The 18,866-nt window shown below is 41.5% G+C and carries 26 protein-coding genes and 1 riboswitch; of the genes, 22 read left to right on the top strand and 4 right to left on the bottom strand.

What is annotated here, in order from left to right:
- Positions 1–145: 145 nt before the first annotated feature.
- The 11 genes from spoIIAA to lysA all read left to right on the top strand — a co-directional run bounded on the left by spoIIAA (position 146) and on the right by lysA (position 8,192).
- Complete coding sequence (gene spoIIAA / locus NSQ76_RS11615) at positions 146–499, top strand: anti-sigma F factor antagonist (RefSeq protein WP_024422866.1); 354 nt, start codon at positions 146–148, stop codon at positions 497–499.
- Positions 496–936, top strand: a complete 441-nt coding sequence (gene spoIIAB / locus NSQ76_RS11610; RefSeq protein WP_024422865.1) for an anti-sigma F factor — start codon at positions 496–498, stop codon at positions 934–936. Before spoIIAA ends, spoIIAB begins: the two co-directional genes overlap by 4 nt.
- A 13-nt stretch (positions 937–949) precedes the next feature.
- Positions 950–1,717 carry an RNA polymerase sporulation sigma factor SigF gene (gene sigF / locus NSQ76_RS11605; protein WP_024422864.1) on the top strand — a complete coding sequence of 256 codons (768 nt, stop codon included), beginning with the start codon at positions 950–952 and terminating at the stop codon, positions 1,715–1,717.
- Between the two features lie 114 nt (positions 1,718–1,831).
- The gene (locus NSQ76_RS11600) at positions 1,832–2,452 is read left to right on the top strand and encodes a stage V sporulation protein AA (RefSeq protein WP_024422863.1); all 621 of its coding nucleotides are present in this window, start codon (positions 1,832–1,834) and stop codon (positions 2,450–2,452) included.
- Positions 2,442–2,858 (top strand): stage V sporulation protein AB, encoded by a 417-nt coding sequence (locus tag NSQ76_RS11595; protein ID WP_024422862.1) that lies wholly within the window; start codon positions 2,442–2,444, stop codon positions 2,856–2,858. The genes NSQ76_RS11600 and NSQ76_RS11595 overlap by 11 nt, the downstream gene beginning before the upstream one ends.
- Positions 2,859–2,878: 20 nt before the next feature.
- Positions 2,879–3,331, top strand: a complete 453-nt coding sequence (gene spoVAC / locus NSQ76_RS11590) for a stage V sporulation protein AC (protein ID WP_341053913.1) — start codon at positions 2,879–2,881, stop codon at positions 3,329–3,331.
- 12 nt (positions 3,332–3,343) lie between these two features.
- Positions 3,344–4,360 (top strand): stage V sporulation protein AD, encoded by a 1,017-nt coding sequence (spoVAD, locus tag NSQ76_RS11585; RefSeq protein ID WP_024428061.1) that lies wholly within the window; start codon positions 3,344–3,346, stop codon positions 4,358–4,360.
- On the top strand, positions 4,360–4,710 hold the full coding sequence (gene spoVAE / locus NSQ76_RS11580) for a stage V sporulation protein AE (RefSeq protein ID WP_007501045.1): 351 nt from the start codon (positions 4,360–4,362) through the stop codon (positions 4,708–4,710). The genes spoVAD and spoVAE overlap by 1 nt, the downstream gene beginning before the upstream one ends.
- 6 nt (positions 4,711–4,716) lie before the next feature.
- Complete coding sequence (locus tag NSQ76_RS11575; RefSeq protein ID WP_024422859.1) at positions 4,717–5,325, top strand: stage V sporulation protein AE; 609 nt, start codon at positions 4,717–4,719, stop codon at positions 5,323–5,325.
- Positions 5,279–6,751: a spore germination protein gene (locus NSQ76_RS11570; protein ID WP_445661667.1), complete on the top strand. Its 1,473-nt coding sequence runs from the start codon at positions 5,279–5,281 to the stop codon at positions 6,749–6,751. Before NSQ76_RS11575 ends, NSQ76_RS11570 begins: the two co-directional genes overlap by 47 nt.
- Positions 6,752–6,866: 115 nt before the next feature.
- Positions 6,867–8,192 (top strand): diaminopimelate decarboxylase, encoded by a 1,326-nt coding sequence (lysA, locus tag NSQ76_RS11565; protein ID WP_024428064.1) that lies wholly within the window; start codon positions 6,867–6,869, stop codon positions 8,190–8,192.
- A 39-nt stretch (positions 8,193–8,231) separates the two neighbouring features.
- Here the strand turns inward: lysA and NSQ76_RS11560 are convergent, their stop codons facing one another.
- Positions 8,232–9,116 carry a DUF1002 domain-containing protein gene (locus NSQ76_RS11560; RefSeq protein WP_024422856.1) on the bottom strand — a complete coding sequence of 295 codons (885 nt, stop codon included), beginning with the start codon at positions 9,114–9,116 and terminating at the stop codon, positions 8,232–8,234.
- A gap of 322 nt (positions 9,117–9,438) precedes the next feature.
- On the opposite strand from NSQ76_RS11560, the gene NSQ76_RS11555 reads away from it, so the two are divergent.
- Positions 9,439–9,876, top strand: a complete 438-nt coding sequence (locus NSQ76_RS11555) for a peptidylprolyl isomerase (protein ID WP_008359679.1) — start codon at positions 9,439–9,441, stop codon at positions 9,874–9,876.
- 228 nt (positions 9,877–10,104) lie between these two features.
- On the opposite strand, the gene NSQ76_RS11550 is transcribed toward NSQ76_RS11555, so the two are convergent.
- Entirely contained in the window at positions 10,105–11,319 is a 1,215-nt protein-coding gene (locus NSQ76_RS11550) for an MFS transporter (RefSeq protein ID WP_445661674.1), read from the bottom strand.
- 311 nt (positions 11,320–11,630) lie between these two features.
- On the opposite strand from NSQ76_RS11550, the gene NSQ76_RS11545 reads away from it, so the two are divergent.
- The 7 genes from NSQ76_RS11545 (at position 11,631) to NSQ76_RS11515 (ending at position 15,985) form a co-directional block, all read left to right on the top strand.
- Positions 11,631–12,212: a TetR/AcrR family transcriptional regulator gene (locus tag NSQ76_RS11545; RefSeq protein WP_341053905.1), complete on the top strand. Its 582-nt coding sequence runs from the start codon at positions 11,631–11,633 to the stop codon at positions 12,210–12,212.
- A gap of 211 nt (positions 12,213–12,423) precedes the next feature.
- Complete coding sequence (locus NSQ76_RS11540) at positions 12,424–12,660, top strand: DUF2164 domain-containing protein (RefSeq protein WP_024422853.1); 237 nt, start codon at positions 12,424–12,426, stop codon at positions 12,658–12,660.
- Positions 12,661–12,889: 229 nt separating this feature from the next.
- On the top strand, positions 12,890–13,234 hold the full coding sequence (locus tag NSQ76_RS11535; protein ID WP_008344451.1) for a hypothetical protein: 345 nt from the start codon (positions 12,890–12,892) through the stop codon (positions 13,232–13,234).
- Positions 13,235–13,343: 109 nt separating this feature from the next.
- Positions 13,344–13,485: riboswitch (FMN riboswitch) on the top strand.
- A 253-nt stretch (positions 13,486–13,738) separates the two neighbouring features.
- Positions 13,739–14,389: a riboflavin synthase gene (ribE, locus tag NSQ76_RS11530; RefSeq protein WP_024422851.1), complete on the top strand. Its 651-nt coding sequence runs from the start codon at positions 13,739–13,741 to the stop codon at positions 14,387–14,389.
- An 11-nt stretch (positions 14,390–14,400) separates the two neighbouring features.
- Positions 14,401–15,027, top strand: coding sequence for a 3,4-dihydroxy-2-butanone-4-phosphate synthase (ribB, locus tag NSQ76_RS11525; protein WP_080652974.1), 627 nt, complete (start codon positions 14,401–14,403; stop codon positions 15,025–15,027).
- Between the two features lie 26 nt (positions 15,028–15,053).
- Complete coding sequence (gene ribH / locus NSQ76_RS11520) at positions 15,054–15,518, top strand: 6,7-dimethyl-8-ribityllumazine synthase (RefSeq protein WP_029706184.1); 465 nt, start codon at positions 15,054–15,056, stop codon at positions 15,516–15,518.
- Positions 15,519–15,631: 113 nt separating this feature from the next.
- Complete coding sequence (locus NSQ76_RS11515) at positions 15,632–15,985, top strand: GNAT family N-acetyltransferase (RefSeq protein ID WP_024422850.1); 354 nt, start codon at positions 15,632–15,634, stop codon at positions 15,983–15,985.
- A gap of 24 nt (positions 15,986–16,009) precedes the next feature.
- Here NSQ76_RS11515 and NSQ76_RS11510 read toward each other — a convergent pair whose 3' ends face one another.
- The gene (locus NSQ76_RS11510; protein ID WP_024422849.1) at positions 16,010–16,534 is read right to left on the bottom strand and encodes a DUF309 domain-containing protein; all 525 of its coding nucleotides are present in this window, start codon (positions 16,532–16,534) and stop codon (positions 16,010–16,012) included.
- Positions 16,535–16,624: 90 nt separating this feature from the next.
- Positions 16,625–16,717, bottom strand: a complete 93-nt coding sequence (locus NSQ76_RS11505; RefSeq protein WP_012010430.1) for a YjcZ family sporulation protein — start codon at positions 16,715–16,717, stop codon at positions 16,625–16,627.
- A gap of 209 nt (positions 16,718–16,926) precedes the next feature.
- Between NSQ76_RS11505 and NSQ76_RS11500 the strand changes: the two genes are divergently transcribed.
- The 3 genes from NSQ76_RS11500 (at position 16,927) to NSQ76_RS11490 (ending at position 18,861) form a co-directional block, all read left to right on the top strand.
- Positions 16,927–17,685: a segregation/condensation protein A gene (locus NSQ76_RS11500; protein WP_024422848.1), complete on the top strand. Its 759-nt coding sequence runs from the start codon at positions 16,927–16,929 to the stop codon at positions 17,683–17,685.
- Positions 17,675–18,268, top strand: coding sequence for an SMC-Scp complex subunit ScpB (scpB, locus tag NSQ76_RS11495; protein ID WP_024422847.1), 594 nt, complete (start codon positions 17,675–17,677; stop codon positions 18,266–18,268). The genes NSQ76_RS11500 and scpB overlap by 11 nt, the downstream gene beginning before the upstream one ends.
- 113 nt (positions 18,269–18,381) lie before the next feature.
- Entirely contained in the window at positions 18,382–18,861 is a 480-nt protein-coding gene (locus tag NSQ76_RS11490; RefSeq protein WP_024422846.1) for a YpuI family protein, read from the top strand.
- Positions 18,862–18,866: the final 5 nt, after the last annotated feature.

The raw sequence follows: 18,866 nt of genomic DNA, 5'->3' as shown, positions 1-18,866 counted from the left end.
TGTAATTGGCAGTCTTTTTGCTATGAGGAAAAGAAAAGAACATCTAAATGTGACGAATGGTCACTAGTTTTGTCATGGTGAAGGATTTACTTTATATAAAAGAGAAACACTCTTTATCCGAAATTAGAGCAAGGAGGAATAAAAAATGAGCCTTGGTATTGATTTTCAAGTAAAAGAGAGCGTACTTTGCATTCGGTTAACAGGAGAGCTCGATCATCACTCCGCAGAAACATTGAGACAAAAGGTGACGAATTATTTGGAAACAGAGGACATTCGCCACATTGTGCTGAATCTGGCTGATTTATCGTTTATGGACAGCTCTGGACTCGGAGTGATTTTAGGAAGATATAAGGAAATTAAGCAGCTTGGCGGGGAAATGGTCGTCTGTGCCATCTCGCCAGCAGTGAACCGGTTATTTGATATGTCTGGCTTGTTTAAAATCATTCGGATGGAGCCTTCAGAGCAAACGGCTTTGCAAACATTGGGGGTGGCATCATGAGAAATGAAATGAACCTGACTTTTTCGGCATTAAGCCAAAATGAATCGTTTGCGAGGGTGACAGTCGCGGCATTTATCGCTCAGCTTGATCCGACTTTAGATGAATTAACAGAAATCAAGACCGTCGTATCTGAGGCAGTGACAAACTCCATCATCCATGGCTATGATGGGAATCCAGATGGCAAGGTGCACATCCATGTCACATTAGATGATCATGTCGTTTACCTCACCATCCGTGATGAAGGTATGGGTATTACCGATCTTGAGGAAGCAAGACAGCCGCTTTTCACCACAAAACCAGACTTAGAGCGCTCTGGCATGGGCTTTACCATCATGGAGAATTTTATGGATGATGTCATGGTGGACTCATCTCCAGAAATGGGCACGACCATCCGTTTAACAAAGCATCTATCAAAAAGCAAAGCGCTTTGTAATTAAAGGAGCTGCTCATATGGATGTGGAGGTAAAAAAGCAAGCTAAAAAAGCCCAGCTGTCAAATGATGAAGTCAAAGAGCTCATCAAAAAAAGCCAAGACGGTGATCAGCAAGCAAGAGACCTCCTCGTAGAAAAAAACATGCGTCTTGTTTGGTCCGTTGTTCAGCGCTTTTTAAATAGGGGATATGAACCAGATGATCTATTTCAGATTGGCTGTATTGGACTGCTGAAATCTGTTGATAAATTTGATTTGTCATATGATGTAAAGTTTTCAACGTACGCCGTCCCCATGATCATTGGAGAAATTCAGCGATTCATTCGGGATGATGGAACGGTCAAAGTCAGCCGTTCATTAAAGGAACTCGGAAATAAAATTCGGCGGGCAAGGGATGAATTGTCTAAGTCTCATGGAAGAATGCCGACCGTTCAGGAAATTGCCGAATACCTTGATATCACACCAGAGGATGTTGTTCTCGCCCAAGAAGCAGTGCGCTCCCCATCATCCATTCATGAAACGGTGTATGAAAATGATGGGGATCCGATTACATTGCTTGATCAAATTGCCGATCATTCTGAGGAAAGATGGTTTGACAAAATCGCACTGAAAGAAGCGATCAAGGAATTAGAAGAACGGGAAAAACTTATTGTGTATTTAAGGTATTATAAAGACCAGACACAATCTGAGGTTGCAGAGAGACTTGGCATTTCACAAGTACAAGTCTCACGGCTTGAAAAGAAAATTTTAAAACAAATCCAAATGCAAATGGATCAAAAAGACAGCTAGCCAATTCGGCTGGCTTTTTTTGTGTGGTAATTACCGGTAAATCAAGTTCTATCAGTATGAGAACCATTTTTCACCACATACTATTTTTAACCCATCGTATAGGAAGTGACTTGGATGGACGGACAAATCTTTATTCGGCTGCGCCATCGAATCAAGACCGGTATTGATCAGCTCATTTATTTAGAGGATATCGCCCAAATCACTGGTGATGAGTTTGCTGTGCAAAAGCTTAGTAAAATGCCGGTGTATCATGTCAGCAAAAAGGATCGTCACATCGCCGTTCTTGATATCATGCATGTCGTCAAAACGATCAAAAAAACGTGGCCAGATATCGACATTCAAACCGTTGGCGGCTCTGAGGCCATTGTTGAAATTGATACAGGCAAACGCCAGCTTTCTCCCGTTTTATTTGTGTTTGTATGGCTCCTATTATTTGTTGGAGCGGCGCTTGCCATTATGAATTTCCACGAGGATGTCAGTATGCGTCTCGTTCATATCCGCCTATATGAAATGATCACAGGGAAAACGGTTGAGCATCCGTATTTATTACAAATTCCATATAGCTTTGGACTCGGTTTTGGCATGATTTTGTTTTTCAATCATGTATTTAAAAAGCGTTTAAATGAAGAACCAAGTCCGCTCGAAGTGGAAATGTTTAAATATCAGCTCGATCTCGATCATTATGTCGCACTCAATGAAAATAAAGAAACATTGAAGGATATCCATGATCGGTAAGTGGCTTTTTGTCGTACTCGTTGGACTTGGCGGCGGTTTAACGGTCGGAGCAGGATTTGTGGCTTTTCTTACAGTGCTTGGCATCATTCCCCGCTTAATGCAATTAACCAAAACGCAGCGCTTCATACAAGGGTACGAGGCGGCTGTTATTAGCGGGGCGGTTGTTGGCGGCTGGGCCACCTTAAGTCAAATACATCTTCATTTAACCAAATGGCTGGCGATGCCGGTCGGTCTTTTATCAGGCATCTTCGTCGGCATGCTTGCAGCTGCACTCACTGAAGTATTAAATGTACTTCCTATATTAACGAAAAGAATTGGAATGGACGGGAAAATTGTTTTGCTGCTCATGGCCATCGTCTTAGGAAAGGTATTTGGTTCACTATTTCATTGGCTTATTTATATTTAATCAATTGGAGGGAACAACACGTGTCGAGTTTAAAAGAGAACTATCCATCTAAGGTGAAAACGTATCAGCCCAAACCTCCTTATGTCCTCAACTGCATTAAGGCGTTTTTAGTTGGCGGTTTAATCTGTCTGATAGGTGAGGGGCTGCAACATTTCTATATCCACTTTTTTGATTTTAACGAAAAGACAGCAGGGAACCCGACAGTGGCGACCCTCATTTTAATTTCTTCTCTATTAACGGGTATCGGTATTTACGATAGAATCGGCCAGTTTGCTGGAGCCGGATCAGCTGTCCCGGTGACAGGCTTTGCTAACAGTATGACAAGTGCTGCCCTTGAGCATAAAAGTGAAGGGCTTGTTTTAGGTGTTGCCACAAATATGTTTAAACTCGCTGGGAACGTCATTGTATTTGGTGTCGTTTCGGCATATGTCGTAGGGATCATTCGATACATCTTGGAAAAGATGTTTTCGTAGGAGGAATGAAAGGTGAAACTAACAGGTAAACAATCTTGGGTATTTGAGCACAAGCTTTATGTCAATGCAGAAGGAACTGCTGCAGGACCGAAAGAAAAAGAAGGCCCGATTGGTCATTTAATTGATAAAACGTACGATGAAATGCACTGTGATCAAAAGAACTGGGAAATGGCTGAAAGGAAGCTCATGGATGATGCGATATCAACCGCTTTATCAAAAGCAAATTTGCAAAAAAGCGATATTGATCTTTTGCTGGCTGGAGATTTACTCAACCAGAACGTCACAGCAAACTATGTGGCAAGAGAGCTGAAGATCCCGTTTCTCTGCTTGTTTGGGGCATGCTCGACTTCAATGGAATCGGTCGCCATTGCGTCAGCACTCATTGATGGCGGCTTTGCAAATAGAGCCATCGCAGCAACAAGCAGTCACAATGCGACTGCAGAACGCCAATTTCGTAATCCGACAGAATACGGGGGACAAAAGCCAGATACAGCAACAAGTACAGTAACTGGTGGCGGAGCCGTTATTATCAGCCAAGAACCCTCTCAAATTCAAATTACGAGCGCAACGGTAGGCAGGGTCATGGATCTTGGCATTACAGATCCATTTGATATGGGATCGGCCATGGCACCAGCAGCGGCAGATACCATCAAGCAGCATTTAGAAGACTTAGGCAGAACAGTAGATGATTACGATTTGATTTTAACTGGAGATTTATCAGGCATTGGTTCACCGATCTTAAAGGATCTCTTGAAAGAAGAAGGCATTCAGCTTGGGCGAAAGCACGATGATTGCGGTTTAATCATCTATACACCCGACCAAAACGTATTCGCTGGAGGCAGCGGCTGTGCTTGTTCAGCTGTTGTGACATTTAGTCATATTTTTCAAGAAATGAAAGCAGGGAATCTGCAAAGAGTACTCGTTGTGGCAACCGGGGCGTTACTCAGCCCAATGATGGTTCAGCAAAAAGAGACCATTCCAACCATTGCGCACGGTGTCGTATTTGAGCGTGCAGGAGGAGAGAGCTAATGGATTATCTTATCGCTTTTGTGGCAGGCGGACTTATTTGCGTCATTGGCCAGCTTTTGCTAGATGTACTCAAACTCACGCCTGCACATGTCATGACTACTTTTGTTGTGGCAGGTACCATTTTAGACGGATTCGGTATTTATGATAAATTTATTGAATTTGCAGGCGCGGGCGCAACTGTACCAATTGTCAGCTTTGGTCATAGCTTGCTTCATGGGGCCATGCATCAGGCAGATGTGCACGGATTCATCGGCATCGGTATCGGTATCTTTGAATTAACCTCTGCTGGAATATCAGCTGCGATTTTATTTTCATTTATTATCGCACTTATCTTTAAACCGAAAGGATAACCGAATATGGGGCAAAGACGGAAAGTCATTTTAGTGACAGACGGAGATATATATGCTGCCAAAACCATTGAGCTTGCCGCTAAAAACGTTGGCGGACGATGTATTTCCAGCTCAAAAGGAAATCCAAGCAAACGGACAGGACCTGAACTTGTTCAGATGATTTTAAAAACGCCGTATGATCCAGTCTTTGTGATGTTCGATGATTCTGGACTGACAGGTGAAGGAACAGGCGAGACAGCGATGAAACATGTGGCGCGCCACCCTGAAATCGAAGTCATTGGAGCGATTGCAGTGGCATCCAAAACGCACCAAGCCGAATGGACAAAGGTCCATGTCTCCATTGACAGGGAAGGTGAACTGACAGAATACGGTGTCGACAAACACGGTCTTCCCGAAATGGAGCCCCATAAAATGAGCGGTGATACAGTGTATTGTCTTGACTCCCTCAATCTTCCGTTAGTTGTCGGTATTGGAGATATTGGCAAGATGGGACGGAAAGATGATCTGAGCAAGGGATCTCCAATCACGATGAAAGCAGTGGAATTAATATTAGAAAGGAGTGGTTTCCATGAAGAAAGACAAGGTAAACGTGTACCGAGACCCGAAGAAAAATGAAGATTACTTCAAGGAAAATGTCGGAATGGGTCTCAGCTTTGACCTTGGTGTTCGGAAAATTTATATACACGATCAGGAAACCCAGCTTTACTATGTAAACGGATTGTGTGATACACAGTATATTATCTACTTATTAAAAGAGCTAATCGAAATCAATGACAACGAACCTGAATCCGATGATCTTGCACATGTAGTCGAGAACCGCCTTGTCAATCAGCAGGTCTCCAAGGTAGAAACCCTGGATGAAGCAGTGGATCAAGTGCTGTCTGGGCTTGTAGCAGTCGTTGTAGAAGGTGAAAACTACGCCTTTATCATTGATGTTAGAAGCTATCCTGGCAGAATGCCTGAGGAGCCGGATACAGAAAAGGTGGTCAGGGGAGCAAGGGACGGCTTTGTTGAGAACATTATTGTGAATACAGCGCTTATTCGAAGAAGAGTGCGGGATGAAAAGCTGAGATACAAAATGCTCAAAGTAGGTGAACGTTCAAAAGCGGATGTTTGTGTTTGCTATATTGAAGATATTGCAGACCCTGACTTAGTAGATATTATAGAAAAAGAAGTATCAGGAATCAAAGTCGATGGGCTGACGATGTCTGATAAAACGATTGAAGAATTTATAATTAAGCAAGGATATAATCCCTTTCCGCTAGTGCGTTACACCGAGCGTCCGGATGTCGCCGCTAACCACATATTAGAAGGGCATGTCATCATCATTACGGATACATCCCCTAGTGTCATCATTACACCAACCACTATTTTTCACCACGTTCAGCATGCAGAAGAATACCGCCAGGCGCCTGCCGTTGGTACGTTCCTAAGATGGGTACGCTTTTTAGGCATTTTATGTTCTACCTTTCTTTTGCCGATTTGGTTTCTTTTTATTCTCGAACCAAATCTCCTGCCTGACAATTTAAGCTATATTGGGTTTAACAAACCTTCTCATATCCCTGTCATTCTCCAAGTATTTCTTGCTGATTTCGGGGTGGAGTTTTTAAGGATGGCAGCCATTCATACGCCAACCGCATTGTCGACTGCCATGGGGTTGATCGCGGCTGTTTTAATTGGACAAATCGCTATTGATGTCGGTTTATTTACACCAGAGGTCATCTTATACGTCTCGCTGGCAGCGATCGGTACCTTTACAACGCCAAGCTATGAGCTGAGTGTCGCCAATAAAATTGTAAGGCTCATCATCCTAGCACTAGTGGCGATCTTTAAGCTGAATGGACTCATCATTGGTTTTACGTTGTTAATCATTTATTTAACATCCATTCGTTCATTGCAGACACCTTATATGTGGCCGTTTATTCCTTTTAATGGAAAGGCTTTGTGGCAAGTGCTGATTCGGACGTCTGTTCCTGGCTCAAAAGTAAGGCCGAGCATCGTTCACCCTCAAAACAGATCAAAAATTCCGCCAAATTCTTAACGCTCATTGAAAGTGGCTGAAGATTGTGATATTGTATTTTTAACTTTGAGACACGGCAAAAGGCAGCTCACGCAGCTGCCTTTTTTCAGCCGAAGTGGAGAAAGAGGGAATGACATTGTATTTACACGGCACTTGCAGACAAAATGAACTCGGTCATTTAGAAATTGGTGGTGTTGATGCTGTTTCTTTAGCTGAAACGTATGGGACACCACTTTATGTATATGATGTGGCTTTAATACGGGAGCGCGCAAAAAGCTTTCAAAAAGCGTTTATAGAAGAAGAATTAACGGCACAGGTAGCATATGCGAGTAAAGCATTTTCCTCCATCGCCATGTTTCAGCTTGCCAAAGAAGAAGGATTATCTCTTGATGTCGTATCAGGCGGTGAGCTTCACACAGCCATTTGCGCTGGATTCCCAGTAGAAAAAATTCATTTCCATGGCAATAATAAAAGCAGAGAAGAATTAAAAATGGCTTTAGAGCATGGGATCGGCTGTATTGTTGTGGATAATTTCTATGAAATGAAGCTCATTGAACAGCTTGGTCAAGAGCTGTCAAAAAAAGTGAAAGTATTGCTCCGCATCACGCCTGGTGTCGAAGCGCATACGCATGATTACATTACGACAGGTCAAGAGGATTCAAAATTTGGCTTTGATCTTCACAATGGACAAGCAGATGAAGCGGTGAAACAAGTGCTTGGTTCAGAAGTGATCGAGCTTTTAGGTGTTCATTGTCATATCGGTTCACAAATTTTTGATACGGCTGGTTTTGTCCTTGCAGCAGATAAAATCTTTTTGAAGCTGGATGAATGGAGAGAATCATTTGGTTTTATTTCTACAGTATTAAACTTAGGCGGCGGCTTTGGGATTCGTTATACAGAAGAGGATGAACCACTTCCTGCGACAGAATATGTCGAAAAAATTATCCAAGCTGTGAAAGAGAACGTGGCCCGCTACCAGTTCGATATGCCAGAGATTTGGATAGAACCAGGCCGTTCTCTTGTTGGAGATGCAGGGACGACTCTTTATACGATCGGATCATCAAAACATGTACCTGGCATCCGTGATTATGTAGCGATAGATGGCGGAATGAGTGATAACATTCGTCCAGCTTTATATCAAGCGAAATATGAAGCCGCAAGTGCCAACAAAATGAGCCAAACGCATGATCAAACGGTTTCAATTGCCGGTAAATGCTGTGAAAGCGGAGATATGCTCATTTGGGATATCGATCTGCCAGAATTATCACAAGGGGATTTATTAGCTGTCTTTTGTACTGGAGCTTACGGCTATAGTATGTCAAACAACTATAACCGTATCCCGCGCCCAGCTGTTGTGTTTGTAGAAGACGGGGAAGCGCAGCTTGTGGTTGAGCGTGAAACATATGAGGACATTGTGAAACTTGATTTACCGTATCAATCAAAAGTGAAATCATCTACTTAAAAAAAGCCGCCTGGTGTTCAGGCAGCTTTTTTTCATGAATTATTTTCCTCCAGTGAATACAGAAACGATCGCATTCCAAATGGAGACAAAGAAATCCCAAATCTTTTGAAGAAGGTTTTTCCCTTCATCCGATTCTATGAATTTAGTAATCTTGTCTTTTGCTTTATCAATTTGAGATCCTACTTGATTCCAATCGATATTGATGTTTTTCATTTTATCAAATAACGAGACAAGCTGATCTTTTTGATCCTGCGTCAGATTTAAGTTCAAATCAGAAGCAGCCTGATCCACTTTTTCTTCTACTTCTTTTGTGGTTTTAGGGACACCGTTTTTTGCAATGTCATCTTTGATTTTTGCAATAAGGGCAGAAGCGTTATCTTTCCCGATAGAGTCACCCAATTTAGAAGTTGTCACAAGCTCTTCGTTTGCCACCTGCTTCACATCTTCTGGAATGGCTTTGTCGCTTGACACCTCATACGCTTTTAGTAAGCCCGTCAGTGCGGCTGTACCAGATACTTCAAATGGAGCAGTCACGACAACCTTGGCATCTTTGACACCTGCTGTCATTAAAGCATTTAAATACATCTCATCTGTAATGGTCTTGATGTTGTGTGTATCCACAGTGAGACCTGTACCTGATTTTTCAATGGTGATCGATGAAGATGATAATGCTCTCGTCCCGATAGAAGAACGAGGGATGTATTTTCCTAAATATTCGTGCTCTTCTTTATTGGTTACTTCAATTTTTGTCGCATTTTCAGGTGGATTCAACTCGTCAAGCACCTTCTGGCGATCAGCCGGTGTTAAGTCTTGCCCGAGTGTGACGATGACATCGCCGACAGCTGCATCCGCTAAGCTGACTTTTGGCGCACCAATTAGGAAAAGGAGCGCTGCCATCATACCAAGCATCATTTTTTTAAACATGTTGACCTCCTTCAAGTCGAAAGCGTTCCCCTTTCAAGAGAAACTTTAGCTTTTGAGTACACGTAAAGTAGTGCACTCCATCATATAGACGTAACAAATTGGCTTGACGTTTCAATTTTCTTTTTAAGATGTGTTCCTGTTCCGATAAATGAAGACACGTCATTTAGTCAAATATCATTTTATTAGGAAAAAAGAATCAAGCAACCCTATTTTATCAATCATCAGTTAAGAGGTAAATGACAATCGAAGAGCAGGGGATGTTTAACATCACCGAAAATGTGCTATAATGAGCGTTGTTTAACCTGAAAGGAGAATGTGAAAAATGGCGAAAAAAGGATACATACAATTAACGAATGGAAAGAAAATTGAGTTTGAACTTTACCCAGAGGCTGCTCCAGGTACAGTAGCAAACTTTGAAAAATTAGCGAATGAAGGCTTCTACGATGGATTAAAATTCCACCGCGTGATCCCAGGTTTCGTCAGCCAAGGCGGCGACCCAAACGGTAATGGAACGGGTGGTCCTGGTTACACAATTAAATGTGAAACAGAAGGAAATCCACATCAGCACGAAAGAGGTTCATTATCAATGGCACATGCTGGTAAAGACACAGGCGGCAGCCAATTCTTTATCGTACATGACCCGCAGCCGCACTTAAACGGTGTTCACACTGTTTTTGGCAAGGTAACATCTGGTATCGAGGCTGTACTTGATATGGAGCAAGGGCAAGGCATGGAAAAAGTTGAAGTTGTAGATGCTTAATCTAAAACACCGCTTAATCGCGGTGTTTCAGCGTGTAGACAAACCCTTGCATTCGGTGTCAGGTCTGCGCTCCGGTACTCACGAATGTTAAATTCGCTCCGTTCCAGTGCTCGCCTTTCCTAGACTTCAATGGTTTTCAAACACGCTGAAAAGAAGACAAAGGGCTAAAATCAAGTTCATTTTAGCCCTTTGTCAACAATAAAAGACACCGCTTAATCGCGGTGTTTTTTATTTTGTTTGTGAGACGACTGTGATTTGTTTCGTTAGGCGGTAGGTGATGAACCAATACAAAATGGCTAAAGCGCTGATAGAGGCACCAAAGAGACATACTCCGCCCCAGCCATAGGTCGCGTATATACTGGTTGAAACAATTGAACCGGTCGCACTGCCGATGGAGTAAAAAATCATGTAAGCCGCAGTAAGCCGGCTTCTTGCCTCAGCCCGTACTGTAAAAATCATACTCTGATTGGTCACATGAACTGCCTGCACAGATAGGTCAAGAATGATAATGCCAATGACTAATGCAATAAGTGAATGTTCAGTCAAACTGATGAAAAACCATGAAATGAATAATAGGACAAGGGCTATACCAGTTGTGATCTGTCCAAAACCTCGATCAGCAAGGCTGCCAGCCCGAGCAGCCCCTAACGCTCCGGCTGCTCCAGCAAGACCAAATGCGCCAATTGCAGTATGTGAAAGAGAGTATGGCGGAGTACTGAGAGGCAGTACGAGTGAAGTCCATAACGTACCAAAGACGATAAAAATCAGAAGAGCCAAAATCCCACGGATGCGCAGGATTCGTTCTTGTATGAACAATATAAACATTGAACGAAGCAGATGAACATAGGATAATGACTCTCTTTTGCTGTCATCACGCGGGAGTACTCGGAACAATACGCCAGTTAGGATAAGCATGATGACGGCAGAAACAAGATAAACAGACCTCCAGCCAGCAAAATCGGTTAATACACCAGCAAAGGTTCGAGCGAGAAGAATGCCGGTTACGATTCCACTTTGCACCAAGCCGACTATACGGCCGCGTTCTTCTGGAGCAGCCCAACTTGCTGCAAACGCAACGAGTACCTGAGTGACTACAGCGAGCAGTCCGACCACTGCTAATCCTAGAAATAAGACGGTGACGATAGGAGCGATGCCGACTAGAATGAGGGCAAGCACAGATAAAAGCATCTGACCGATAATGAGCCGTCGTCGATTCAACAGATCACCAAGCGGTACTATCAGTAGCAGCCCCGCCGCATAACAAAGCTGAGTAATCGTAATGATAATACCAATGGATGAATACGTGATACCGAACTCGTCTGCCAGTGAATCTAGTAACGGTTGTGCGAAGTATATGTTTGCAACAGCCATCCCGCACGCTGCTGCAAAAAGTAGTGCCATATAGTGACTCATCTTTGATTCAGGTTTTAGCCGAAAATTCATATCAGGATGATCTCTTGGAGTCATTTCATCTTTAACCATTCATTGCATCCTCTCCTTTTTATACTAAATAGTATAATATATCGATCGGTATAAAATGATTCCTGTTAATGATAACCAATAAAATATTTTAAAGTCAAGAGTTTAATCCAGTTATTCTAAGTTGATCTTGATTAAAGAAAGACAGTTTGACAATTTTACATGAATAAAATAAAATTATAATGTACTGATTGGTAATAAAAAATGATATCCTTACAAATAAATGAATAATTGTTTTGGTGAAATGATTTTATTGTTGAAAAGAGGAATTGAGGATGGTTCGACAGCGTGAGTTTGATGAGGAAAAAGCGTTGGATGATGCAATGGTGCTTTTTTGGGAAAAGGGGTATAGAGCTACAACGTTAAGCGATTTGACTGCAAAAATGGGAATACAGCGGCCAAGCCTATACTCAGCCTTTGGAGATAAAGAGGAGTTATTTGAGGCTGCATTACGTAAATATACAAAGCAGCATGCAGCCCGTATTCGAACAAAACTTCAAAACAATCAATCTGTAAAGAAAGCATTTCATACTTTATTTACAGATGTAGTGGAAGAGGAATATAGAGATGGCCCGAGTAAAGGCTGTTTTTGCATTAATACGATAGTGGAACTTGCTCCACACGAAGAGAAATTTGAAATTCTGACAAGAGAGCATCAGATGTATCTTTCGGTCATATTTGAAGAAAAGATTGTGCAAGGTATTCGCTCGGGTGAGCTTGAAAGCAGCTTGAGTGCTAAAGCCTTAGCACAGACACTGGTCGTTTCTTTCATCGGGCTTACCGTCCTCATGAAGTCACGTCCAGAGCGTTCATTTGTAGATCATTCTGTAGCGACGATCCTATCCATTTTAAAATAAAATGGACAACACGCTATGACAGCTTCCATGAAAAAATCATCAGCATAGTGAAAGCGTATTTGATCCATTACATCAAAATACGCTTTTTCTTATAGGGCAGTCATGCGCAGAATGTATTTTTATGATATAATATGAGAACAAACATTCGTATTTGCGAGGTGCCAGCATATCAGATGCAAATGAAGAAATCGGAAAGAAAGAAGGGGATACTTTGAAACCACTCACAAAAGAAGAGAAAAATCAAATGACGATGGCCATTCAGCGTTATTTTGCCGAAGAACGAGAAGAAGAGATTGGTGAATTAGCAGCCATTAATATACTAGAATTTATCACAAAAAACCTTGGAAGCTACTACTATAATCAAGGGGTTCGCGACAGCCGCAGCATCGCTGTTCAGCGGTCACAATTGTTAGAGGAAGACTTATTTGCACTCGAAAAAAGAATATAATGAAAAGCTTGCAGTATGGTGTGTTGCGAACTAATAAACAGGAAAAAGACCCCCTTAATAAAGAACGCATATTCGTATCATATGTAATGATTAAAAGGTGGAACCAAAGGGCCATCTGAATCGTTATATAAGTAACCATTAATGAAAATCAGCTTTTTTGGTTTTATTTCAATAAAAGAAGGAATAAAACATACAAATAGGCGAAGTGCAGATGATGGAGGTTCTAAATATGGGGAAAATTAAATTAAAAATTGCGATCTTATTTGTTTTACTGCTTTGTTTAGGCGCAGGTTATTTATACATGAATGGCATGAAAATTGAAGATGTGCCAACAGCCATTGGCGAAAGCTTAACAAATAATGATAAAGATTACACCATCTATGAATATACCATTACGAAAATTGATGGAGATGAATATTACGGTCAAGCGAAGAATGGCACAAAAATCATTTTTAATGGTAAGAAATTTGAAGATGATGTGGCTGATCTGAAAAAAGGCGATCGTATTAAAGCCTACTTTAGTAATGAAAAAAGAATAGATGGACTGATAAAAGTAGTAAAAGTCGTAAATTAACATGTCTCCTTTCCTATAAGGAGGCTTTTTTTTTTGTGAAGAAATCTTGATTGTTGCATTTGACAACAAGGATCGCTATAATAGCCCCTAAGGACAGCTAAATATCGATTGTATCCTTCGGGGCAGGGTGAAAATCCCGACCGACGGTAATAAAGCAAATGCTTTACAGCCCGTGACCCGTTAATTTATTAACGGTTGATTCAGTGAAAAGCTGAAGCCGACAGTGAAAGTCTGGATGGGAGAAGGATAAAGAAAGCTATGAACGAAAAATATTTGTTGATCATAGTCTTATTTCTGATGCAAAAAAACCACAGCCCCGGAATTTTTTCCGGGGCTTTCTGTATGATTTTGTCGTTAATAGACTGCATGCAGTGTTTATTAGGTGATCCCTCATCTACCTTGTATGGACCATAAAAAGCGACGAAGGTGCTCAATCGATCACATGTCCCTAACATCGCTTTTTTTAAAAGTGAGAAATACAAATGAAACGAAAGGGAGGATCACATGTTTACGGGGATAATTGAAGAAGTTGGCACCGTTCAGTCATTAAGTAAAAAGTCAGCAGATGCCATGGAAATTGTCATTACATGCAGCCGTGTGCTGGAAGATGTTCACCTCGGAGACAGTATTGCCATTAATGGAGTATGTCTCACAGTCACTAGCTTCACAAAAGAACAGTTCGCGGCAGATGTGATGCCAGAGACGGTCAAAGCGACATCGCTGGATCAGCTGACAAAAGGCAGTCCAGTGAATTTAGAGCGAGCCATGTCCTCAAATGGACGATTTGGCGGCCATTTTGTCTCAGGCCATGTTGATGGAACGGCTGTCATTACCCGGATAGAAAAGAAGAGTAATGCCATTTACTATGATTTAAAGATGAACAAGACCCTCACAGATATGCTCACCCAAAAGGGTTCGATCGCAATAGATGGTGTCAGCTTGACCATTTTCGATTTGCGAGATTCACATGTCACAGTCTCTATTATTCCTCACACGCTTGAAGGAACTATTTTCCCGACTAAATCTATGGGGGATATCGTGAATATAGAGTGTGACATGATCGGTAAATACATTTATCGCTTTTTAACAAAAGAGCAGAGCGAAAAACAGCCATCTCGATTGACCCCATCATTTCTAAAAGAGCACGGATTCTAGGAGGCGATTGTATGTATCATTCCGTTGATGAGGCAGTAAATGCCCTTAAACAAGGAGAAATCATTATCGTAGTGGATGATGAAGACAGAGAAAATGAAGGAGACTTTGTGGCACTCGCTGAGCATGCCACACCTGAGGTGATTAACTTCATGGCATTACATGGAAGAGGCCTCATTTGTACGCCAGTCCATGCGTCGATCGCCAAACACCTGAATCTGCATCCAATGGTTGAACATAATACGGATGCACACCATACAGCATTTACAGTAAGCATCGACCATGTGACAACGACGACTGGTATTAGTGCTTTTGAGCGCTCGACGACCATGCTGGCCATGTTAAATAAAGACGCAAAACCAGAAGAGTTTGCCCGACCAGGACATGTTTTTCCGCTTATTGCAAAAGAGGGCGGCGTACTAGAAAGACCAGGTCATACAGAGGCGGCGGTTGATCTTGCTAAACTGGCAGGCTCAGAGCCAGCGGGTGTCATATGTGAAATTATGAATGCAGATGGATCAATGGCGCGCGTCCCTGAACTAAAGGAGATCCAAAAACAGCATGATTTAAAGATGCTGACAATCGAAGCATTACAGACATATTTAAACAACAATCGAACAGCCGCTATTGAAACAAAATAAAAATCACAAAAAAGGATGATCAACATATGAATACAATACAAGGCCATGTAGTAGCAGAAGGACTAAAATTTGCAATCGTTGTAGCGAGATTCAATGATTTTATTACAAGTAAACTGTTAGATGGAGCAGAAGATACATTACTCAGACACGGAGCAAATGGTGATGATATCGATGTTGTGTGGGTACCAGGCGCTTTTGAAATCCCGTACATGGCAAAAAAATTAGCAGAAACCAAAAAATATGATGCAGTCATCACACTTGGAACCGTGATCAGAGGGGCAACGACTCACTATGATTACGTTTGTAATGAAGCTGCTAAAGGAATTGCTCAGAGTGCTATGTCAACAGGGGTACCGATTATCTTTGGTGTACTCACAACAGAATCTATTGAACAAGCCATTGAAAGAGCTGGTACAAAAGCAGGAAATAAAGGCAGCGAATCGGCTGCAGCTGCTATTGAAATGGCGAATCTCAATCGAACGTTCTCTTAATTTAGTGAAAAAGAGTTTAAAAACGGTATAAAAATGTTTATAATGTGTGATGAGCAAATGAATCATAAGACATTTGCTGGAAATTAGGATAATTTGAATATTGAGGGGTATATATGTTAATTCGTTACAAGAGGTCTTTTGAAAAAATTGCCATGGGACTTCTGTCCTTTATGCCGGGTGAGAAAGACGTCAAACAGCTTCAGCAGACGATGAAGTCATATGAAATGGATGAAGATCGGCAGCTGTTCCTATGGAAAGATGGCGAGGATATTGTAGGTGCTATTGGTGTGTTGAAAACAGACGACCAAGTACAAATTGAGCATATTAGTGTGAATCCATCCCATCGTGATCAAGGAATCGGCAAGGAAATGGTTTTAGCCGTGGAAGAAATATTTAAAACCAAAACACTCATTCCAAATGAATTAACGCAAGGCTTCTTTCATAAGTGTCACAGCGAATCAAATTAAATATCACACATGTAAAAGCAGAGGCTACAGTCCTCTGCTTTTTTTACGTTCAATCTGCTTTTTTCGTTCCAGCAAAACTTCTGTCCGGTCACGGAGTCTATGTTTTTCGATTAAAAATGTATGGGATAAGTTGCTTTCCTGTCCAAAGAGCAGTCCTTCTTTTTGGGCCATTTCTTGGCATAAAGAAAGAAGTGCTTCATCTTTGATTGGCAGCATCACACTTTCATAGGGCATATCTTCATCCATTTTCTTTTTCAGCGTTCTCAGAAGCATCAGAAATGCCTCATCATCCAGACCGAGATTCGATAATACTGAACGGTTTGCTTCTAACAAATGAAGACTGTTAGAAATGAGCCGTTTTGCTCCTTTTCCATTTCCCCGCCTTTGATGATACAAGGCAACAGCGAGCTGGATGAGCCCGACCCAATATTCTTTGCGCTGCTCAGGGGGATCTTCTTTCCAATATTCCTCTAAAATTTCATGACACTCAAAATAATCTCTTGTCGTATGAAATTCGTGTAAAAAAGCCACGTACGCTTCAGGATACACAGCGGTCATCTCCTTTTCCACTCTCAGTCTAACATATCGAAAAGAAAAGAAGAAAGAGCGTCCCTTTAGTGAAAAGGACGCTCTGTTTCTTTAATAAACCCAAGCCGCGCCAACGATGATCAGCAAGATGAAAAGCACGACAATTAGCGCGAATCCTCCGCCGAAGTTATAGCCATCTCCCATAATGATACGGCCTCCTTTTTCATCAGTTCTGATTACAATGGTATTCTATGTATAAATGCCCTTATTGGTATGGGCGGATCCACAGTTTTTCTCGATTTGCCTAAGGCATCATGGCCGAAATTATATTGGACGAGAGCTTTATCCTGTCTTATACTAAAGGTTAGCCGGTGAAACGGTACTTAGAAGACAGTAGAAATGGTGAGAAAAAGATGCTGGAATATCAGGTGAAAATAGATTCGTTCGAGGGTCCTTTGGACTTGCTTTTACATTTAATTAACCGGTTGGAAATTGATATTTATGATATTCCCGTCGCTAAAATTACGGAGCAGTATTTATTATATGTCCACACGATGAGGGAGCTTGAGCTCGATGTTGCGAGTGAATATTTGGTCATGGCTGCAACCCTCCTGAGTATTAAAAGCAGAATGCTTCTTCCGAAACAAGAGGAAGAGCTGTTTGATGAAGACCTGCTCGAAGAGGAAGAAGACCCTCGAGAAGAGCTGATTGGCAAATTGATTGAATACCGCAAGTATAAAAATGCAGCACAAGAACTAAAGGAACGCGAAGAAGAAAGGCAAAATGCCTTTACAAAACCACCGAGTGATTTAAGCGAATTTGCAAAAGAATCAGAAGCGAAGGACACAAATTTACACGTAACGGTGTATGATATGTTAGGTGCGTTCCAAAAGGTATTAAATCGAAAGAAAATAACGAAACCAGCACCATCAAAGATTACAAGACAAGAAATCCCGATTGAAGACAAAATGAATGAGATTATGAACCATTTAAGAAAAACAAAAAAGCGGACCAATTTCATGACTCTATTTCAACATGATCAAAAGGAACACCTTGTCGTGACGTTTCTTGCTGTTCTCGAATTGATGAAAAGTCATCAAATCATGCTAGAGCAGGAAGGGAACTTTGAAGACATTTATATCATAGGGAGTGAAACGATTCATGACGCTTGATATCGTGAATTGGAAAGCCATCTTAGAAGCGCTGCTGTATGCAGCAGGTGACGAAGGCTTAACAAGAAAACAGCTCATGTCTGTTCTTGAAGTAGATGAGTCGGTATTACTCGACATTATGTCTTCCGTAAAGGAAGAATATCAAAAACAAGAACGAGGGATTGAGCTCATTGAATATGCAGATTCATATATGCTGCTGACGAAAAAAGAATACAGCATGTATTTAAAAAAATTAGTTGAGACACCATCCAAGGGTTTGTCGCAGGCAGCGCTGGAGGTGCTTGCCATTGTTTCTTATAAACAGCCGATTACACGCAGTGAGGTAGAGGAGATCAGAGGAGTCAAATCAGAGCGGGTACTTCATAGTTTAGTAGCCAAAGCACTGCTCTGTGAAGTAGGACGTGCCGATGGTCCGGGACGAGCGATTCTTTATGGGACAACCCCTACCTTTTTAGAGCAATTTGGCTTAAAAGCTTTAGATGAATTACCGCCGCTTCCAGAGAATGTAGAAGCAGATGGAGTACAAGAAGAGGCCGATCTATTTTTTGAAAACTTCAATCAAACATTTGAAGACATAAAATAGTTCAAAAGAATGAAAAATGTATGATAAAATATAAAAAAGATTTTAGGTCTAAAATCTTTTGATGACAGATAAAATGGTGACAAAGCCATGAGGGGAAGGTAAACACGAAACAAATGGCACATATGAATGTAAAGGCTCAAGTTGATCAAGCAGGCGTCTTTTTATCAAAGGTTGCAATTGAAATGAATGGTTTTCTGAACGAAACCACCTTATCAAGCTTGAAACGATTAAACCCCGAAGCGGAAGCCTATTATTGTGACATATTGAGTACATTACGGAAGCTTGCAGTGTACAGCGAGGATGCAGCAGCAGTTTGCAGGAAAATGGGCCAGCAGCAGACATTCCCGCAGCAAGCCGCACAGCAGATGCTCCACCGTATTTATCATCAATGTATTGAAGAATTTTTCACGCCTAAAAAGGATACATGGTATGAAGACAGCCGTTCGGCCTATACAGGAAAAAGCAGCATTGTTTTTCACCATGAAGTATCCGCTGATATGAAACAATTATTTTCTTCATTAGAAAAAGACTTTTTAGCGATGAGAGAAGAGCTGGAATATACGACTTCTCATCAGCAAGTGAAAATGGTATAAGCAAT

The organism is Bacillus sp. FSL M8-0256 (assembly GCF_038005765.1).
GTDB classification, from domain to species: domain Bacteria; phylum Bacillota; class Bacilli; order Bacillales; family Bacillaceae; genus Bacillus; species Bacillus safensis.
The sequence above is the reverse complement of the archived record's forward strand: the minus strand, read 5'-3'. Positions and strand labels throughout refer to the sequence as shown.